The sequence below is a fragment of the Stenotrophomonas sp. STEN225 genome (assembly GCF_056756445.1).
Genome location: NZ_JBRRBV010000002.1, coordinates 155,992 through 170,221 on the forward strand (window position 1 = coordinate 155,992; position 14,230 = coordinate 170,221).

General features: G+C 68.1%; 12 protein-coding genes and 2 tRNA genes. All 14 read right to left on the minus strand.

Features of this window, described 5'->3' with window-relative positions; genetic code table 11:
* Nucleotides 1-138: 138 nt before the first annotated feature.
* Nucleotides 139-214 (minus strand) — tRNA-Gly (locus tag ACVOJ1_RS03150).
* Nucleotides 215-394: 180 nt separating this feature from the next.
* Nucleotides 395-470, minus strand: a tRNA-Gly gene (locus ACVOJ1_RS03155).
* A gap of 113 nt (nucleotides 471-583) precedes the next feature.
* Complete coding sequence (gene pgsA, locus ACVOJ1_RS03160) at nucleotides 584-1,213, minus strand: CDP-diacylglycerol--glycerol-3-phosphate 3-phosphatidyltransferase (RefSeq protein ID WP_053519958.1); 630 nt, start codon at nucleotides 1,211-1,213, stop codon at nucleotides 584-586.
* A gap of 18 nt (nucleotides 1,214-1,231) precedes the next feature.
* Nucleotides 1,232-3,076 (minus strand): excinuclease ABC subunit UvrC, encoded by a 1,845-nt coding sequence (uvrC, locus tag ACVOJ1_RS03165; RefSeq protein ID WP_340044796.1) that lies wholly within the window; start codon nucleotides 3,074-3,076, stop codon nucleotides 1,232-1,234.
* Nucleotides 3,073-4,485, minus strand: coding sequence for a hypothetical protein (locus tag ACVOJ1_RS03170; protein WP_253119602.1), 1,413 nt, complete (start codon nucleotides 4,483-4,485; stop codon nucleotides 3,073-3,075). Before ACVOJ1_RS03170 ends, uvrC begins: the two co-directional genes overlap by 4 nt.
* Nucleotides 4,482-4,970 carry a low molecular weight protein-tyrosine-phosphatase gene (locus tag ACVOJ1_RS03175; protein WP_346475510.1) on the minus strand — a complete coding sequence of 163 codons (489 nt, stop codon included), beginning with the start codon at nucleotides 4,968-4,970 and terminating at the stop codon, nucleotides 4,482-4,484. Before ACVOJ1_RS03175 ends, ACVOJ1_RS03170 begins: the two co-directional genes overlap by 4 nt.
* A complete protein-coding gene (gene kdsB, locus ACVOJ1_RS03180) occupies nucleotides 4,967-5,740 on the minus strand; it encodes a 3-deoxy-manno-octulosonate cytidylyltransferase (protein ID WP_346480009.1) in 774 nt (257 codons plus the stop codon). The genes ACVOJ1_RS03175 and kdsB overlap by 4 nt, the downstream gene beginning before the upstream one ends.
* A gap of 75 nt (nucleotides 5,741-5,815) precedes the next feature.
* Entirely contained in the window at nucleotides 5,816-6,835 is a 1,020-nt protein-coding gene (gene lpxK, locus ACVOJ1_RS03185; RefSeq protein WP_346480010.1) for a tetraacyldisaccharide 4'-kinase, read from the minus strand.
* Nucleotides 6,835-8,583, minus strand: coding sequence for a lipid A export permease/ATP-binding protein MsbA (gene msbA, locus ACVOJ1_RS03190; RefSeq protein WP_053519964.1), 1,749 nt, complete (start codon nucleotides 8,581-8,583; stop codon nucleotides 6,835-6,837). The genes lpxK and msbA overlap by 1 nt, the downstream gene beginning before the upstream one ends.
* Entirely contained in the window at nucleotides 8,580-9,002 is a 423-nt protein-coding gene (locus ACVOJ1_RS03195; protein WP_053519965.1) for an ExbD/TolR family protein, read from the minus strand. Before ACVOJ1_RS03195 ends, msbA begins: the two co-directional genes overlap by 4 nt.
* A 3-nt stretch (nucleotides 9,003-9,005) precedes the next feature.
* Nucleotides 9,006-9,674 carry a MotA/TolQ/ExbB proton channel family protein gene (locus tag ACVOJ1_RS03200; protein ID WP_053519966.1) on the minus strand — a complete coding sequence of 223 codons (669 nt, stop codon included), beginning with the start codon at nucleotides 9,672-9,674 and terminating at the stop codon, nucleotides 9,006-9,008.
* Between the two features lie 3 nt (nucleotides 9,675-9,677).
* Nucleotides 9,678-12,077: a DNA internalization-related competence protein ComEC/Rec2 gene (locus ACVOJ1_RS03205; protein WP_065175868.1), complete on the minus strand. Its 2,400-nt coding sequence runs from the start codon at nucleotides 12,075-12,077 to the stop codon at nucleotides 9,678-9,680.
* A gap of 59 nt (nucleotides 12,078-12,136) precedes the next feature.
* A complete protein-coding gene (locus tag ACVOJ1_RS03210; protein ID WP_053519968.1) occupies nucleotides 12,137-13,480 on the minus strand; it encodes a sensor histidine kinase in 1,344 nt (447 codons plus the stop codon).
* A 1-nt stretch (nucleotide 13,481) separates the two neighbouring features.
* Nucleotides 13,482-14,153: a response regulator transcription factor gene (locus ACVOJ1_RS03215; RefSeq protein WP_065175867.1), complete on the minus strand. Its 672-nt coding sequence runs from the start codon at nucleotides 14,151-14,153 to the stop codon at nucleotides 13,482-13,484.
* Between the last annotated feature and the right edge of the window lie 77 nt (nucleotides 14,154-14,230).

The following is a 14,230-nucleotide window of genomic DNA, read 5'->3' on the forward strand; positions in this document are numbered from 1 at the left end:
CCTTGCCCCGCTCCCTGCGTCACCCCGACGACTACAGCGGATGATATCCATTCGGCCCGGTCCGCAATGGCGGGCAGGAGGGTCCGGCCTGACCGGAAACGAAAAACGCCCCCTTGCGGGAGCGTTCTTTCTTGAATCTGGAGCGGGAAACGAGACTCGAACTCGCGACCTCAACCTTGGCAAGGTTGCGCTCTACCAACTGAGCTATTCCCGCAGATTCCGTTCGACCTGCGTCGAAGGAGCGCTATTGTGTCGAGATTGCAGCAATGCGTCAACAGAAATCTCGTCGGCGATTCGCGTTTTCCGTTCAGGTTCGGATGAGCGGAAAGCCCGGCAATCCAGGGCCGGCACGACATAAAAAAAAAGAGAGGCCAAAGGCCTCTCTTTCAGAATCTGGAGCGGGAAACGAGACTCGAACTCGCGACCTCAACCTTGGCAAGGTTGCGCTCTACCAACTGAGCTATTCCCGCTTGGGAGGCGAAATTCTACCCATTCTGGAAGGGGCGTCAAGGCCTTTTTTCAACCGCGCGCATCCAGCAACCAGCGCGCTTCGCAACCTGACGGGCATCCCGTGTGCCGCGGATCAACCGTTGCCCAGCTTCTTCTGTCGTGAGCGCTCGCGTGCGGCACGCTCGTCCTCGCGCAGGCTCGGCCAGGCCGCGTGCAGATACTGCAGGCCGGACCACAGCGTCAGCACCGCCGCGATGGCCAGCGTCCAGTCACCGATGTGGAAGATCGGCCAGCCCATCCAGATGTCCTCGACCGCCACGCTGGGCGCCACCGAGTACAGCAGGCACAGCAGCGCAACCATCTGCGCGGTTGTCTTCACCTTGCCGATCATCGCCACCCGCACCTTGGCACGCTGGCCAAGCTCGGCCATCCATTCGCGCAATGCCGAGACCGCGATTTCGCGGCCAACGATGACGGCGGCCCAGAACGCCATCCACGGCGTCGGATGCCCCTGCACGATAAGGAACAGCGCCACCGCCACCATCAACTTGTCCGCCACCGGGTCGAGAAAGGCGCCGAACGCCGATTCCAGCTGATAGCGGCGGGCGATCCAGCCATCGAGCCAATCGGTGATCGCGGCCAAGCCGAAGATCGCCGCCGAAGCGAAGTTGGTCCAGGTGTAGGGCAGGTAGAACACCAGCACCAGCACCGGGATCATCACGATCCGCAACAGCGTCAGCCAGGTGGGCAGGGTCAACTTCATGCTTGCGCGCTTCTCTCTCTAATCGGCCGCATCGGGCGTGGCCAACCCGTGCAGGTTAGCGTAGATACGGGCCGCGAGGGCATCATTGATGCCTTCCACCTTGGCGATCTCCGCTTCACCGGCCGCCTTCAGGCCGACCAGCCCACCGAAATGCTTCAGCAGGCTGGCACGACGACGCGGGCCGATGCCCGGGATGTCTTCCAGCCTGCTGGTCATGCGCGCCTTCTGCCGGCGGCCGCGGTGACCGGTGATGGCGAAGCGGTGCGCCTCATCGCGCACCTGCTGGATGAACTGCAGGGCGGGATTGGCGGCACCGGGGCGCAGCTCGCGGCCGTCGGGCATGACCAGCGCCTCATGACCGGCGCGGCGCTCCACGCCCTTCGCCACGCCCACCAGCAATACGCCCTCCACGCCCAGGTCGGCCAGCGCTGCCTGCGCCTGCGCCAGCTGGCCGGCGCCACCGTCGATCAGCAGCACGTCGGGCAGTACGCCCTGCTCTTCCACGGCACGGCGGAAGCGGCGGTCGATGGCCTGACGCATGGCGGCATAGTCGTCGCCCGGCTCGATGCCGCTGATGTTGTAGCGGCGATATTGGGCACGCACCGGACCGGCCGCATCGAAAACCACGCAGGACGCCACGGTCGCCTCACCCAGCGTGTGGCTGATGTCGAAGCACTCCACGCGCTTGACCGGCTCGGCCAGGCCCAGCATCTCGCGCAGGGCTTCGCTGCGTACGTGTTGCGCGTTGCGGCTGTTGAGCTCGGTGGCCAGCGTCAGCTGCGCGTTGCGGCTGGCCAGCTCTACATAACCGGCGCGCTCGCCGCGCACGTTCCACTTCAGCTGCACCTTGCGCTCGGCCGAAGCAGACAGCGCGGCCATCAGCAGATCGGCATCCGGAATCTCGCGATCCAGCAGGATCTCGCGCGGTGGCTCGAACTCGATGTAGTACTGGGAGACGAACGCCGCCAGCACTTCCTGCGGGCTGTCCTCGCCATTGGTGCGGGGGAAGAACGGGCGGGTGCCCAGGTTGCGCCCATCGCGGAATGCCAGCAGCAGCACGCAGGCCTGCGATCCCTGCATGGCCACGGCCAGCACGTCCAGGTCGGCGGCGCGGCCATCGACGTACTGGCGGGTCTGCATGCTGCGCAGCGACGAAATCAGATCACGCAGGCGCGCGGCCTGCTCGAACTCCAGTGCTTCACTGGCAGCCTGCATCTGCTCACCCAGTTCCCGGGTCAGCTCATCGCTCTTGCCTTCCAGGAACAGCGCCGCGCGGCGCACCGACTCGGCATACTCGCCTGCCGGTACCAGCTCGACGCAGGGGGCACTGCAGCGGCCGATCTGGTACTGCAGGCACGGCCGTGAGCGGTTGCGGAACACGCTGTCCTCGCAGCTGCGCAGCTTGAACAGCTTGTGCATCAGGTTCAGCGTCTCGCGCACCGCGGTGACACCCGGATACGGCCCGAAATAGCGGCCGGGGATCGCACGCGGCCCCCGGTGCAGGGCGATGCGTGGCCATTCCTCGCGGGTCAGCAGCACGTGCGGGTAGGTCTTGTCGTCACGCAGGGAGACGTTGTAACGCGGTGCCAGCGACTTGATCAGCTGGTTTTCCAGCAGCAGCGCCTCGGCCTCCGAGCGCGTGACAGTCACATCCATCCGCGCGATCTGCGAGATCATCGACATGATCCGCGCGTTCTTCGGGCTGCCATTGAAATAGCTGCCCACGCGGTTGCGAAGCGCGCGTGCCTTGCCGACGTACAGCAGGGTGTCGTCGGCGGCGTACATGCGGTACACCCCGGGGGCGGTACTGAGTTGGGCCGCGAAGGCCTTGCCGTCGAAGGCCGGGACGGGGACGTCGGTCATTCGCTGATCGGTACTTCGCTGAGTACACCACTGTCAGGGTCGAAACGCAGCACGGCGTGCGCGTCGGTCTCGGCGATCCACACCGCGCCCGCGCCCACGGCCAGGCCGGCCGGGCCATGCAGGCGCCGTGGCAACGGTTGCGTGGTCAGTTCGCCGCCGCCCAGGCGCAGCGTGCGCAGGCGACCGTTGCCGGTATCGGCAATCCACAGCAGCGGTGCGCCCGGACTCAGTGCAATCGCCTGCGGGAACTGCAGGCTGGCGTGGGCACGCGGGCCGTCGGCTTCACCGAAGCGCCATGTGCCCTGCCCGAGAAGCGTCTGCACCAGATCCCCACGCAGCTGCAGCGCGCGGATCGAAGACCCCAGCGCATCGGCCACGTACAGGACCTGTTGTACTACGGCAAGCGCGGTGGGTTGCGCGAAGGCAGCCAGATGCCCACTGCCGTCGCGCTCGTCGATCGCGCCACTGCCTGCGCGCCATTGCAGGCTGCGCTGGCCGAGGTGGTAGCTCCAGATCCGGTTGTCACCCGCCATGGCGATATGCAGCTGGTTGTCGGCGATGGCGAGGCCGACCGGATGATCCAGCGGCACCTGCCGCGGCTGGGCGACAGGCCCTTCCACCGGCGCGCCCGGGCGCCCATTGCCGCACAGGGTGTCGACCAGACCGGTCAACAGGTTGATCCGGCGGATGGCGTGGTTGCCGGTGTCGGCGACGTACAGGGCGTCGCGCTCGAGCACCAGTGCCTGCGGCCTGTGGAAGGCGGCCTCGGCCAGATTGCCATCCATGAAATCCGCGGTCCCCAGCCCGAACTGACGAAGCACGCGGCCGCCGTGGCTGCATTCGAGAATGCGGTGATGGCCGCTATCAGCGATGTACAGGCGCTCGGTGCTGACCGCCAGGCCCAGCGGAAAGCGCAACGCATGCCGCGGCTCGGGGTGCAGCTCGTTGCCACCGCGCGGCGGGGCCGAGGGTGCACCCTCGCACAGTGCGTTCAGCGCGCGCTCGAGCTCGCCGGCAGCGCCCTGCCCGACCAGCCGCTGCCGCTCGCGTCCCTGCGCGTCGAGAAGGATCAGGGTCGGCCACGCGGTGACACCGAAACGGCGCCAGCCGTCCCAATCCGCATCCAGCAGTACCGGGGCGGTCAGGCCCTGGCGGCGCAGCAGTTTCAACGCGGCATCGGCATCGCGCTCGAAGTCGAAGCGCGGCACCTGCAATACCAGCGGCTGCAGCTTGCCCGGATGGCGCGACAGCCATTGGCCGAACTCGGCCAGGCGTTGTGCGCTCCAGGCAGAGGCAGCGTTGACGAACAGCAGCGCGACCGGCCGGCCGCGCAATTCCGCCAGGGTGCAGGGGGTGGCGTTGAGCCAGGTGGCGAACTCGGGCAGGTCCGGGACAGGCTGGGCGTTCATGCCGTGATTATGCCGGAGTCGACGTCATGCAACAGTCGTGCCACCGCACGTTCTGCCGCTTGGTCAACCAGGGCCCAGACCTGCTCGAAATGATCGCTGCCACCGGTATACGGATCCGGAATGGCGGCCGCGCCCTGCCCGCCTGACCATGGCAGGTACAGGGCCAGGCGCTGGCGCTCCTGCGCGGTGGCCAACCGTCCGGCATCGCGCAGGTTGGCCTCATCGGCGCAGAGAATCCAGTCGAAGCGCTGGAAGTCATCGGCGCGCAGCTGGCGGGCACGCAGCCCGCTGATGTCAACGCCATGGCCGGCTGCGCAGGCGATCGCCCGCCGGTCCGGCGGCTCGCCCACGTGCCAGTCGCCGGTGCCGGCCGAATCGACCTGCACACGGCCGGCCAATGGGGATGCCTCCAGGCGCGCGCGCAATGCCCCCTCGGCCATCGGCGAGCGGCAGATGTTGCCCAGGCAGACGACCAGCAGCTTCATTGCGGGGTCATGGCCCGCAGCACCGCCTCGGCCCGCTCCAGGTCCTCCGGGGTGTCGATGCCAGGCGGAAACGCTTCAGGCGAGATGGCGACGCTGATCGAAAAGCCGGCTTCCAGCACGCGCAGCTGCTCCAGCGCTTCGATCTGCTCCAGCCGGCCCGGCGGCATCGCCGCGACCTGCTGCAGGAAGCCGGCGCGATAACCGTAGATGCCGATGTGACGAAGCCACTGGTGGCCTTCAGGCAGGGCCTCGCGACTGCGTGCGAAACCGTCCCGGTGCCAGGCGATCGGGGCGCGGCTGAAGTACAGCGCCTCGTTGCGCACATTGCGCACCAGCTTGACCACGTTCGGATCGAACAAGGTCTCGGCGTCCTCGACCGTCGTAGCCAGGGTCGACATCGGCGCCGCGCCATCGACCAGCGCCTCGGCCACGGCGCGGATGCCGGCCGCCGGCGCGAACGGCTCATCGCCCTGCAGGTTCACCACCACGGTGTCGTCATCCCAGCCGGCGATGCGCGCGCACTCGGCCAGGCGATCCGTGCCGGATGCATGCGATGCGGCGGTCATCGCCACCTTCACTTCGCCCAGGCCCGCCAGTGCATCGGCGATCCGCTGATCGTCGGTGGCCACCCATACCTCGCGCGCGCCAGCCAGCAGCGCACGGCGCGCCACGTGCAGCACCAGCGGCTCGCCGCCGAGCAGGCGCAGTGGCTTGCCCGGCAGCCGCGAGGCGGCATAGCGGGCGGGGATGGCAACGACGAATTCAGTCATGCGGGCGGTACTCGGCAGGCTCGTTACAACGGGAATGTGGCCAGCGGCGCCTGATTGCAAGCGTCGCCCGGCCCCTCAGTTCGGTCGCAGCTTGTCCAGGCGATCGGTCAGCGCCACCCAGAACGCGGCAGGCAGTTCAGCGCGCAACGGCACGGCGTAATGCCAGTCATTGCCGAACGCGCGGCACTTCACGGCGTCCTTCTCGGTCATCAACACCGGCAGCTGGCTGCCAAAGGACAGTTCCTGCGGCTGGTAGGCATGGTGATCGGCGAAGGCATGCGGCACCACGCCGATGCCACGCGCACGCAGCATGTCGAAGAAGCGCTGTGGATGGGCGATGCCCGCCACGGCATGCACGCGCTGGCCCTTGAAATAGCCCAGCGGGCGCGCACGCCCCCCCGCGAGAGGCTGTGCAGTGTCGATATGCAGGGCCATCGGCCATTGACCGAATCCGCAGGCCTGCTCCGCGCCGTCCTCATCCGTCTGGCCCAGGTTGACCACGCGGAAATCGCACTCGGCAGCGCGGCTCACCGGCTCGCGCAACGGGCCGGCCGGGATCATCCGGCCGTTGCCATAGCGGCGCTGCGCATCCACCACTTCGATTTCGATGTCACGGGCCAGCCGGTAGTGCTGCAGGCCGTCGTCGCAGACGATCACATCGCAACCGGCCTCGATCAGCGCACGGCCCGCCGCCACCCGATCGCGATCGACGCGCACCGGCACGCCGGTCTTCCAGGCAATCAGCACCGGCTCATCGCCGCCGGTTGCAACCGGCGTATCGGCCTTTACCCACTGCGCATTGTCGGCGTTCTCGCGGCCATAACCACGGCTCGCCACGCCTGGCGTCCAGCCGGCCGCGCGCAGCCGCTCGACCAGGGCGATGGTCAACGGCGTCTTGCCGGTGCCGCCAGCGGTGATGTTGCCGACCACGATGACCGGCACCGGCAACGTGTGGCGCTTGCGCCAACCGCGCTGGTACAGGCGTCGCCGCAGCGCGGTGACGCCGGCATACAGCGGGGCCAGCAGGCGCATGGGCCATGGAACCGAACTGCCGTCATACCAGTACGGCGGGGTCTGGGTACCCTTGCCTGCCATCAGTCCTGCCTTTCGCGGAACTGCATGCTGTGCAGGTGCTGGTACAGGCCACCCATGGCAAGCAGCTCATGATGGGTGCCACGTTCGACGATGCGGCCGTGATCCATCACCAGCACCTGGTCGGCGTGCTCGATGGTGGACAGGCGGTGGGCGATCACCAGCGTGGTGCGCTCCGGCATCAGTCGCTGCAGCGCGTCCTGCACCAGCCGTTCGGATTCATTGTCAAGCGCCGCGGTGGCTTCATCCAGGATCAGGATCGGCGCATCACGCAGGATCGCGCGGGCGATCGCCAGGCGCTGGCGCTGGCCACCGGACAGCAGCGCACCGTTCTCGCCCACCGGCGTCTGCAGCTGCTGTGGCATGCGTGCGATGAATTCCCAGGCATTGGCCGCTTCGGCCGCGGCACGGATCTGCTCGTCGGTCGCATCCATGCCATAGGCGATGTTGGCAGCGATGGTGTCGTCGAACAGCATGACCTTCTGCCCGACGATCGCCACCTGCCGGCGCAGGTCAGCCAGCGGATAGTCATCCAGGGGTACGCCGTCCAGCCGGATGACGCCGCCATTGGGCTCGTAGAAGCGTGGCACCAGCCGGATCAGGCTGGTCTTGCCGCTGCCGGAACGACCAACGATGGCGGTGACCGTTCCGGGCCTGGCAACGAAACTGATGTCATCCAGGGCGATGCCGCTGTCTTCGCGATAACGCAGCATCACGTGCTCGAACGACAGTTCACCGCGTACGCGCTGCACGACATGCGTGCCGTCGTCGCGCTCGACCGGCATGTCGATGATGCCGAACAGGCGCTCGGCCGCCGCGACGCCACGCGAGATCGAGGTCTGCACGCTGGTCAGGCGCCGCAGCGAAGGGATGATCGCCATCATCGAGGTCATCAGGCCCATGAACTGGCCCGCATTGAGCTTGCCGGCCAGTGCTTCGCGGGTGGACACCCAGACGATCACCGCCAGGGCCAGCGCAGCGAGGAACTGGACCACGCTGGACGCGGCGGCACGCGTCACTTCGACTTTCATGTTCAGCGCGAGCATGCGGTTGGCCAGGCGCGAGTAACGGGCGATCTCATGCGCCTGCGTGCCATGCACCTTCACTTCCTGCTGCGCGGCGAGCGACTGTTCCGCCGTCTGCGCCATCGTGCCCATGCCGTCCTGGATGCCGCGGCTGATGCGGCGGTAGCGCTTGCCGACATAGGACACGATGCCGCCGATCAGCGGCACCACCAGCAGCATCGCCAGGGTCACCTTCACGCTCATCTGCAGCATCACCACCAGCATGGCGATGATGGTCAGGGTGTCGGCGACCACGGTCTTCAGTGCGTCGGCGCTGGCCTGGGTGACCTGCTCGGTGTCGAAGTTGAGGCGGCTGACCATCACCGGCGTCGCCTCGTTGTCGAAGTGCGAAGACGGCAGGTGCAGGTACTTCTGCAGAACCTGCTCGCGCAGGTCGCGGACCACGCTGCGCCCGGTCTTGGCCAGCGTGTAGTCGCTGACCCAGGTGGCCAGGCTGCGCATCAGGAACAGGCCCAGGATGGTCAGCGGAAGGATCACCGCCATGCGCGGCTCCGGGTTGACGAAGCCCCGGTTGACCAGCGGCTCCATCAGCTTGGTGAAGTGATAGCCGGCCAGTGCTTCGACCACCATCGCGATGACCGCGGCCACCATGAACACCCAATAGGCCCGGGTATAGCCGAGCAGGCGTTTGTAGATCGGCCACACCGGCGCGTGTTTGGAACTCATGGACGCACCTCTGGCGCAGTGGCGATTGCAATACGGCGGAAACCGAGCTGACCGAGCGCATCCTGCGCGGTCACGACGGCCTGGTAGGGAGTGCGCGCGTCGGCACGCAGCAGCACGGTCTGTTCGCGATCACTGCCCGCCACAGCGGCAATGGTCTGCTTGACCGACTCGACGTCGCTGCGCAGCACTTCTTGGTCATTGATGAAATAGCGGCCATCGGCATTGATCAGCACGCTCAACGAACGCGGTGGTTCATCGCTGTGCTGCTGGCTGGCGGTGGGCAGCTGCACCTGCAGCGTCGAACGCGCATCGAAGGTGGTGGTGACCACGAAGAAGATGATCAGCACCAGGATGACGTCGATCAACGGTACCAGATCGATATGCGGCTCATCCTGGGATCGGTCGTTGCCGATACGCATCGATCAGGCCTTCGCCGGGGCGGGCGCAGCGGCACGTGCAGCCGATGCCGGTGCGGGCGCCATCACGCCGGGACGACCATCGAGCGTATCCAGCAACGCGCTGGCTTCCTGTTCCATCTCCACCACATAGCCGTGGATCCGGCCCTTGAAATAGCGATGGAACATCAGCGCAGGAATCGCCACGATCATGCCGGTAGCCGTGCAGACCAGGGCCTTGCCGATGCCACCGGCCAACTGGTTCACATCGCCCACGCCGTGGTCGAGGATGCCCAGGAACATCTGGATCATGCCGATCACCGTGCCGAGCAGGCCCAGCAGCGGGCCGGCCGAGGCAATGGTGCCGAGCGCGTTGAGGAACCGCTCCATGCGGTGTACCAGGTGGCGGCCGGTGTCCTCGATGCGCTCGCGGATCTGGTCGCGCGGACGATTGCGTGCTTCCAGCGCGGCGGCCAGCAGCGCTCCCAGTGGCGAGTTGGCACGCAGCGTCTGCAGATGGGCAGGGTCGAGCTTGCCGCGCGCAGCCCAGTTGCGCACTTCCTGGCCCAGCCCCGGTGGCAGCACTTCAGCGCGCCGCAGGGACCAGAAGCGCTCCAGGACGATTGCCAAAGCCAGTACGCCCAACAGCAGCAGCGGCACCATCGGCCAGCCACCGGCCTTGACCAGTTCCCACACGTTTCAACCCTCCGGCCCAGCGGCCGCCTGTTCGATCGGCGATAGGATAGCAGCCGACCGCGCCCGCCCAGCGGCATCCCACCACCGGGCCGCGTGGATGCGCTGTTCACGCAGCTGCAGGCCTTGTGCGCCAAGCCATATGCGGATCGCGCCGGATTCGGCCGTAGCCAGCACTTCGGCGCCCACGGCGCGCCAGCGCTGCACCACGTCACGTTTCGGGTGGCCAAAACGGTTCTGGTGCCCGGCCGAGACCACGGCCAGCCGGGGAGCCACCGCTGCCACCCAGGCCGGATCCGAACTGCCCCCGCTGCCATGATGCGGAACCAGGACCACGTCCGCGCGCAGCTCGCCGGGCGCCCGCTCCACCAGGCGCCGTTCGGTCGCCGCGCCGATGTCGCCGGCCAGCAGGATCACGCCATGTGCGCTGGCGATGCGCAGCACGCAGCTCTCCTCGTTGCCGGCCGTCGGCACGTCGGGCCCGGGATGCAGCACCTTGAAGTCCACCCCGTCCCATCGCCAGCGAACGCCGCGATGGCAGCTGCCGGCACCGTCGAGGCTGCTGCCTGGGGGTGCCAGCAGCTCCAGGTGCGGCAGCTGCCTGCGCAGCCGCGGCAGTGCGCCGGTGTGATCCAGATGGTCATGACTGAGCACCACGCGACCGGGCGGCACCTGACCCAGCGCACGTACGGCCGGCAGCAGGACCCGTTCGTCGCCATCGCCACCGATCGCAGGGCCGACGTCGTACCACAATGCATGCCGTGCCGTGCGCACCAGCACCGCCGTGCCCTGCCCGACATCATGCGCCAGCAGCTGCACCTCCCCGGCAGCCGGTATGTCACGTGACGGCCATGACAGCGGCAGGCACAGCAGCGCGCCGGCCAGCACGCCGCCGGCCCCGCGCGGCAGCAACCACCAGAACAGGCCCGCCAAGGCCGCTGGCACGGTCCACGCCGGAGCCTCGGCCAGCCACCACATCGCCTGCGGGTGGTCTGCCAGCGGCTGCAGGGCCTGCCAGCTGAGGTCGAACAGCCAGGACGCTGCGCGCCAGGGCCATCGTCCCGCCCCGCTGTACAGGGCATCCAGAGCGGTGCCAAGCAGTGCCAGTGGCACCACCAGCAGGCTCCACCACGGGATGACCGGCAGATTGACCAGAGGCCCCAGGCGCGCGGCGCCTCCGAACAGGGCCACGCACAGCGGCAGGAGGCCGAGACTGGCCACCCCCTGGGCCGCGAAGAAGGCCTGCAGGCGGCTCCCCACACTGTCGGCGCTTGCCGTCGGCAGGCACCACAGCAGCCAGAGCACGCCACCGAAGCTGAGCCAGAAGCCGGCCGACAGCACGGACAGCGGTGCTGGCAACAGCAGCACCAGGGCCGCCAGTGACACGGCCTGGACCACGTCGGGAGGTCGCCGCCCCCCGCGTGCCAGGGCGATCAGCCCGATCATCAACGCCGTGCGTACGGTCGGCAGTTCCGCGCCGGCCACCAGGGCATAGCCGGCCGCTGCCAGCGCGGCGGAACACGCAGCGGCCTGCGGACGCGGCCAATGACGGGCCAGCGACGGCAACAGCCACCACACTGCGCTGCACAGCAGTGCCGCGCAGCCACCCACCAGGCCCACGTGGAAGCCCGAGATGGCGATCAGGTGGGTCAGCCCCAGCGCACGCAACTGATTCCAATCGGTGTCGGACAGCCATCGGGTATCGCCCAGCGCGAGCGCGCGGATGAAGCGCGATGCGGGGCTGGGAACCTGCATTGCAATCGCATCGCTGCTGCGCTCGCGCCAGGCCAGCAGCCCGTCCGGCGCCTGCAGTTCACGCGCACTGCCCGCTGCACGCACCGTGCCGTGACCGGCAATGCCCGCCAGCACAGCATGACGTTCCGCGTCGAAGCCGCCAGGATTGATCCGCGAGCGTGGCGCCCGCAGCCGCAACGGCAACCGCCACTGCGCCCCCGCACGGACCTGATGACGGCCCCCACCCTCAACGCGCGTGCGGGTTCCGGGCCATGGATCGCTCCAGGTGATCTGCAGGCGCTTGCCCGCCAGTGCGGGATGCCCCGGTGCATCGCCGACCTGCAGGACGAAACGGGTATGGCCGCCCGCCGTTACCGGCAGATCGACGACGCGCCCGCTGACCACGGCATCGCGGACCGGCATGGCCGGCGGCAGTTGCTGCTGCAGCGTCCATTGACCATGCAGGGCCGCCCACGCTGCGCCGAACAGCAGCGCGGCAACCGCGCGGCCGCGCCACGGCAGCGCCCACCCCAGGCCGGCCACGGTGCTCGCCAGCGCGCAGCTCCAGAGCGGTGGCAACGCGGGCAGCAGCACGCACGCCAGGGCGCCGCTGACGAACGCGGCAGTGCAGACCCCGCCAATGGGAGCGGGCAACGGAGTATCGGCGGCCATCGCATCAGCCTGCCGCATGCTGCCCCTGTCCTCCTATCAGGCAACGACCCGCGCAGCGGTCAGCGCCGCACGCTGCCGCGATGGAAATTGACCCGGAAGCTGGCGCCGCCGCCGACGGCTTCACCCACACTGACCGAGCCACCGTGATGCTGGACGATCTCCTTGACCAGGTGCAGGCCCAACCCGCTGCCACTGCCCGCCGCACGCAGTCGATGGAAGGGCTCGAAGATCGCCTCGCGGTCGCCGACCGGCACGCCCGCGCCCTGGTCGCTGACTTCCAGCAGACCGGTCCGGTCAAGACGTACGCAGATCGTGCCACGCCCGCCGCCATGGACGATGGCGTTGTGCACCAGATTGGCGATGACCCGACCCAGCGCCAGGCTGTCGCCGTGGATCCACACCGGCGTCTCTGGTGCGTCCACCTCGAAACCGTAGCCGGCGCCCACCACCAGCGGAGCCAGTTCGGCCGCCGCTTCGCGCACCACCAGGGCCAGATCCAACCGTTGCATCGCACTGGTGTTGCGATCCAGCCGCTGCAGATCCAGCAGGTGCTCGGCCACGTTGCCCAGGCGAGCAATGTCGGTCAGCAACTGCGATTTCAACTCGCCCTGCGGCAGCTGCGACAGGCGCGCCTGCACCACGGCAATCGGCACGCGCAGCTCATGCGCGGCATCAGCAAGAAACTTGTCACGCGCCGCATAGCCCTGCTGCACCTTGTCGATGGCATCGTTGAACGCCTCCACCAGCGGTGCCACCTCGGTCGAGACCAGCTGCGCGTCCAGCCGCGCGCCCGGCTGGCCGATGTCCAGTTCCTTGGCCTGCTGCGCGGAGCGTCGGACACCTCGCATCGCGCGGTGGATCACGGTCGGCATCACCAGCAGGGTGACCACGATCAGCGGCAGGAAGAACCACAGGCCAATCAGGCGCAGCACCATCAGCGCACCATCCAGCAGGCCGCCCTTCGGTGCGCCCCCCACCATCACCGTGATGCGCCGCCCGTCCTCGTTGCGGATCATCACCCGCGCCACGTCCAGATAGGGCGGCACCAGTGAACCCAGTTCGGTGGCACCCAGCGTCGGCAGCCGCGCCAGCAGCGGCGCATGGATCGCCGGTACCTTGCCACGCTCGAGCCAGGCTCCCCGGTCATCGACGGCGGCGAACCAGAGGTTGCCACCGGCGCGCGCATCCAGCTTCTGCCAGCGTGCCTCGTCCAGCGCCAGGCCCCCATCCTGGCTGTGCACGGCCTTGGCCACCGCCTCGGCGGTGAACATGTCCATGCCCCAGGAATCCTTGTCACCCCAGGTGAGGATCAGTGCGACCACGGCGAACAGCACGGTGAACGCCTGCGCCAGGAACAACCGCCAGGCCAGGCCGAGGGTGATCGATCGGATCGGTCGCGCCATGTCAGGCCTCCGCCAGCAGGTAGCCGACGCCGCGGATGACATGGATCTCCACGCCAGCGCCCGCCTGTTGCAGCGCTTTGCGCAGTTTGGAGATGTGCGCATCCAGCGCGTTGGACTGGATCTCGTCATCGAAACCGTAGACCGCCGCCTCCAATGCGCTGCGCGTGACCGTGCGCCCCTGCCTCATCGCCAGCGCCTGCAGCACCAGCACCTGGCGGCGCGGCAGTGCCAGTGTCTGGCCCTGCACCTGCGCCTGCAGCGATTCGAAGTCGAATTCCAGCTGCCCGAGCCGCAGGCTGGGAGTGACCATCGCCGATGGCCGACGCGATACCGCGCGGATGCGTGCCATCAGTTCTTCGATCGCCACCGGCTTGACCAGATAGTCATCGGCACCGACATCCAGGCCCTCGACCTTGTCCGACAGCGTGCCCTTGGCGGTCAGCATGATCACCGCCAGATTCGGCCGCAACGTGCGTGCGGTGGCGACGAAGGTGGCACCATCGCCGTCCGGCAGCTGGCGGTCGAGCAGCATCAGCTGGTGCACCGGTTCGCGCAACGCGATGGCGGCTTCGGCGAGGCTGCCGACCACGTCGGCGACCACGCCCTGCCGCTCCAGCCCGGACTGCAGGGCCCGCGAGAGGTCGGGATCATCTTCGACCAGAAGAATGCGCATGGAGGTCTCTGCTGCGGGAAACGGTTCGGATCATTGTGCCAGCCAGGGCCCGGTCGCGCTCCGTGTGCATCGACGCA

What these genes read in the sequence shown, in the direction of transcription:
- pgsA (WP_053519958.1), bottom strand. Translation starts at nt 1,213, where the DNA reads ATGAAGTTGACCCTGCCCACCTGGCTGACGCTGTTGCGGATCGTGATG.
- uvrC (WP_340044796.1), bottom strand. Translation starts at nt 3,076, where the DNA reads ATGACCGACGTCCCCGTCCCGGCCTTCGACGGCAAGGCCTTCGCGGCC.
- ACVOJ1_RS03170 (WP_253119602.1), bottom strand. Translation starts at nt 4,485, where the DNA reads ATGAACGCCCAGCCTGTCCCGGACCTGCCCGAGTTCGCCACCTGGCTC.
- ACVOJ1_RS03175 (WP_346475510.1), bottom strand. Translation starts at nt 4,970, where the DNA reads ATGAAGCTGCTGGTCGTCTGCCTGGGCAACATCTGCCGCTCGCCGATG.
- kdsB (WP_346480009.1), bottom strand. Translation starts at nt 5,740, where the DNA reads ATGACTGAATTCGTCGTTGCCATCCCCGCCCGCTATGCCGCCTCGCGG.
- lpxK (WP_346480010.1), bottom strand. Translation starts at nt 6,835, where the DNA reads ATGGCAGGCAAGGGTACCCAGACCCCGCCGTACTGGTATGACGGCAGT.
- msbA (WP_053519964.1), bottom strand. Translation starts at nt 8,583, where the DNA reads ATGAGTTCCAAACACGCGCCGGTGTGGCCGATCTACAAACGCCTGCTC.
- ACVOJ1_RS03195 (WP_053519965.1), bottom strand. Translation starts at nt 9,002, where the DNA reads ATGCGTATCGGCAACGACCGATCCCAGGATGAGCCGCATATCGATCTG.
- ACVOJ1_RS03205 (WP_065175868.1), bottom strand. Translation starts at nt 12,077, where the DNA reads ATGGCCGCCGATACTCCGTTGCCCGCTCCCATTGGCGGGGTCTGCACT.
- ACVOJ1_RS03210 (WP_053519968.1), bottom strand. Translation starts at nt 13,480, where the DNA reads ATGGCGCGACCGATCCGATCGATCACCCTCGGCCTGGCCTGGCGGTTG.
- ACVOJ1_RS03215 (WP_065175867.1), bottom strand. Translation starts at nt 14,153, where the DNA reads ATGCGCATTCTTCTGGTCGAAGATGATCCCGACCTCTCGCGGGCCCTG.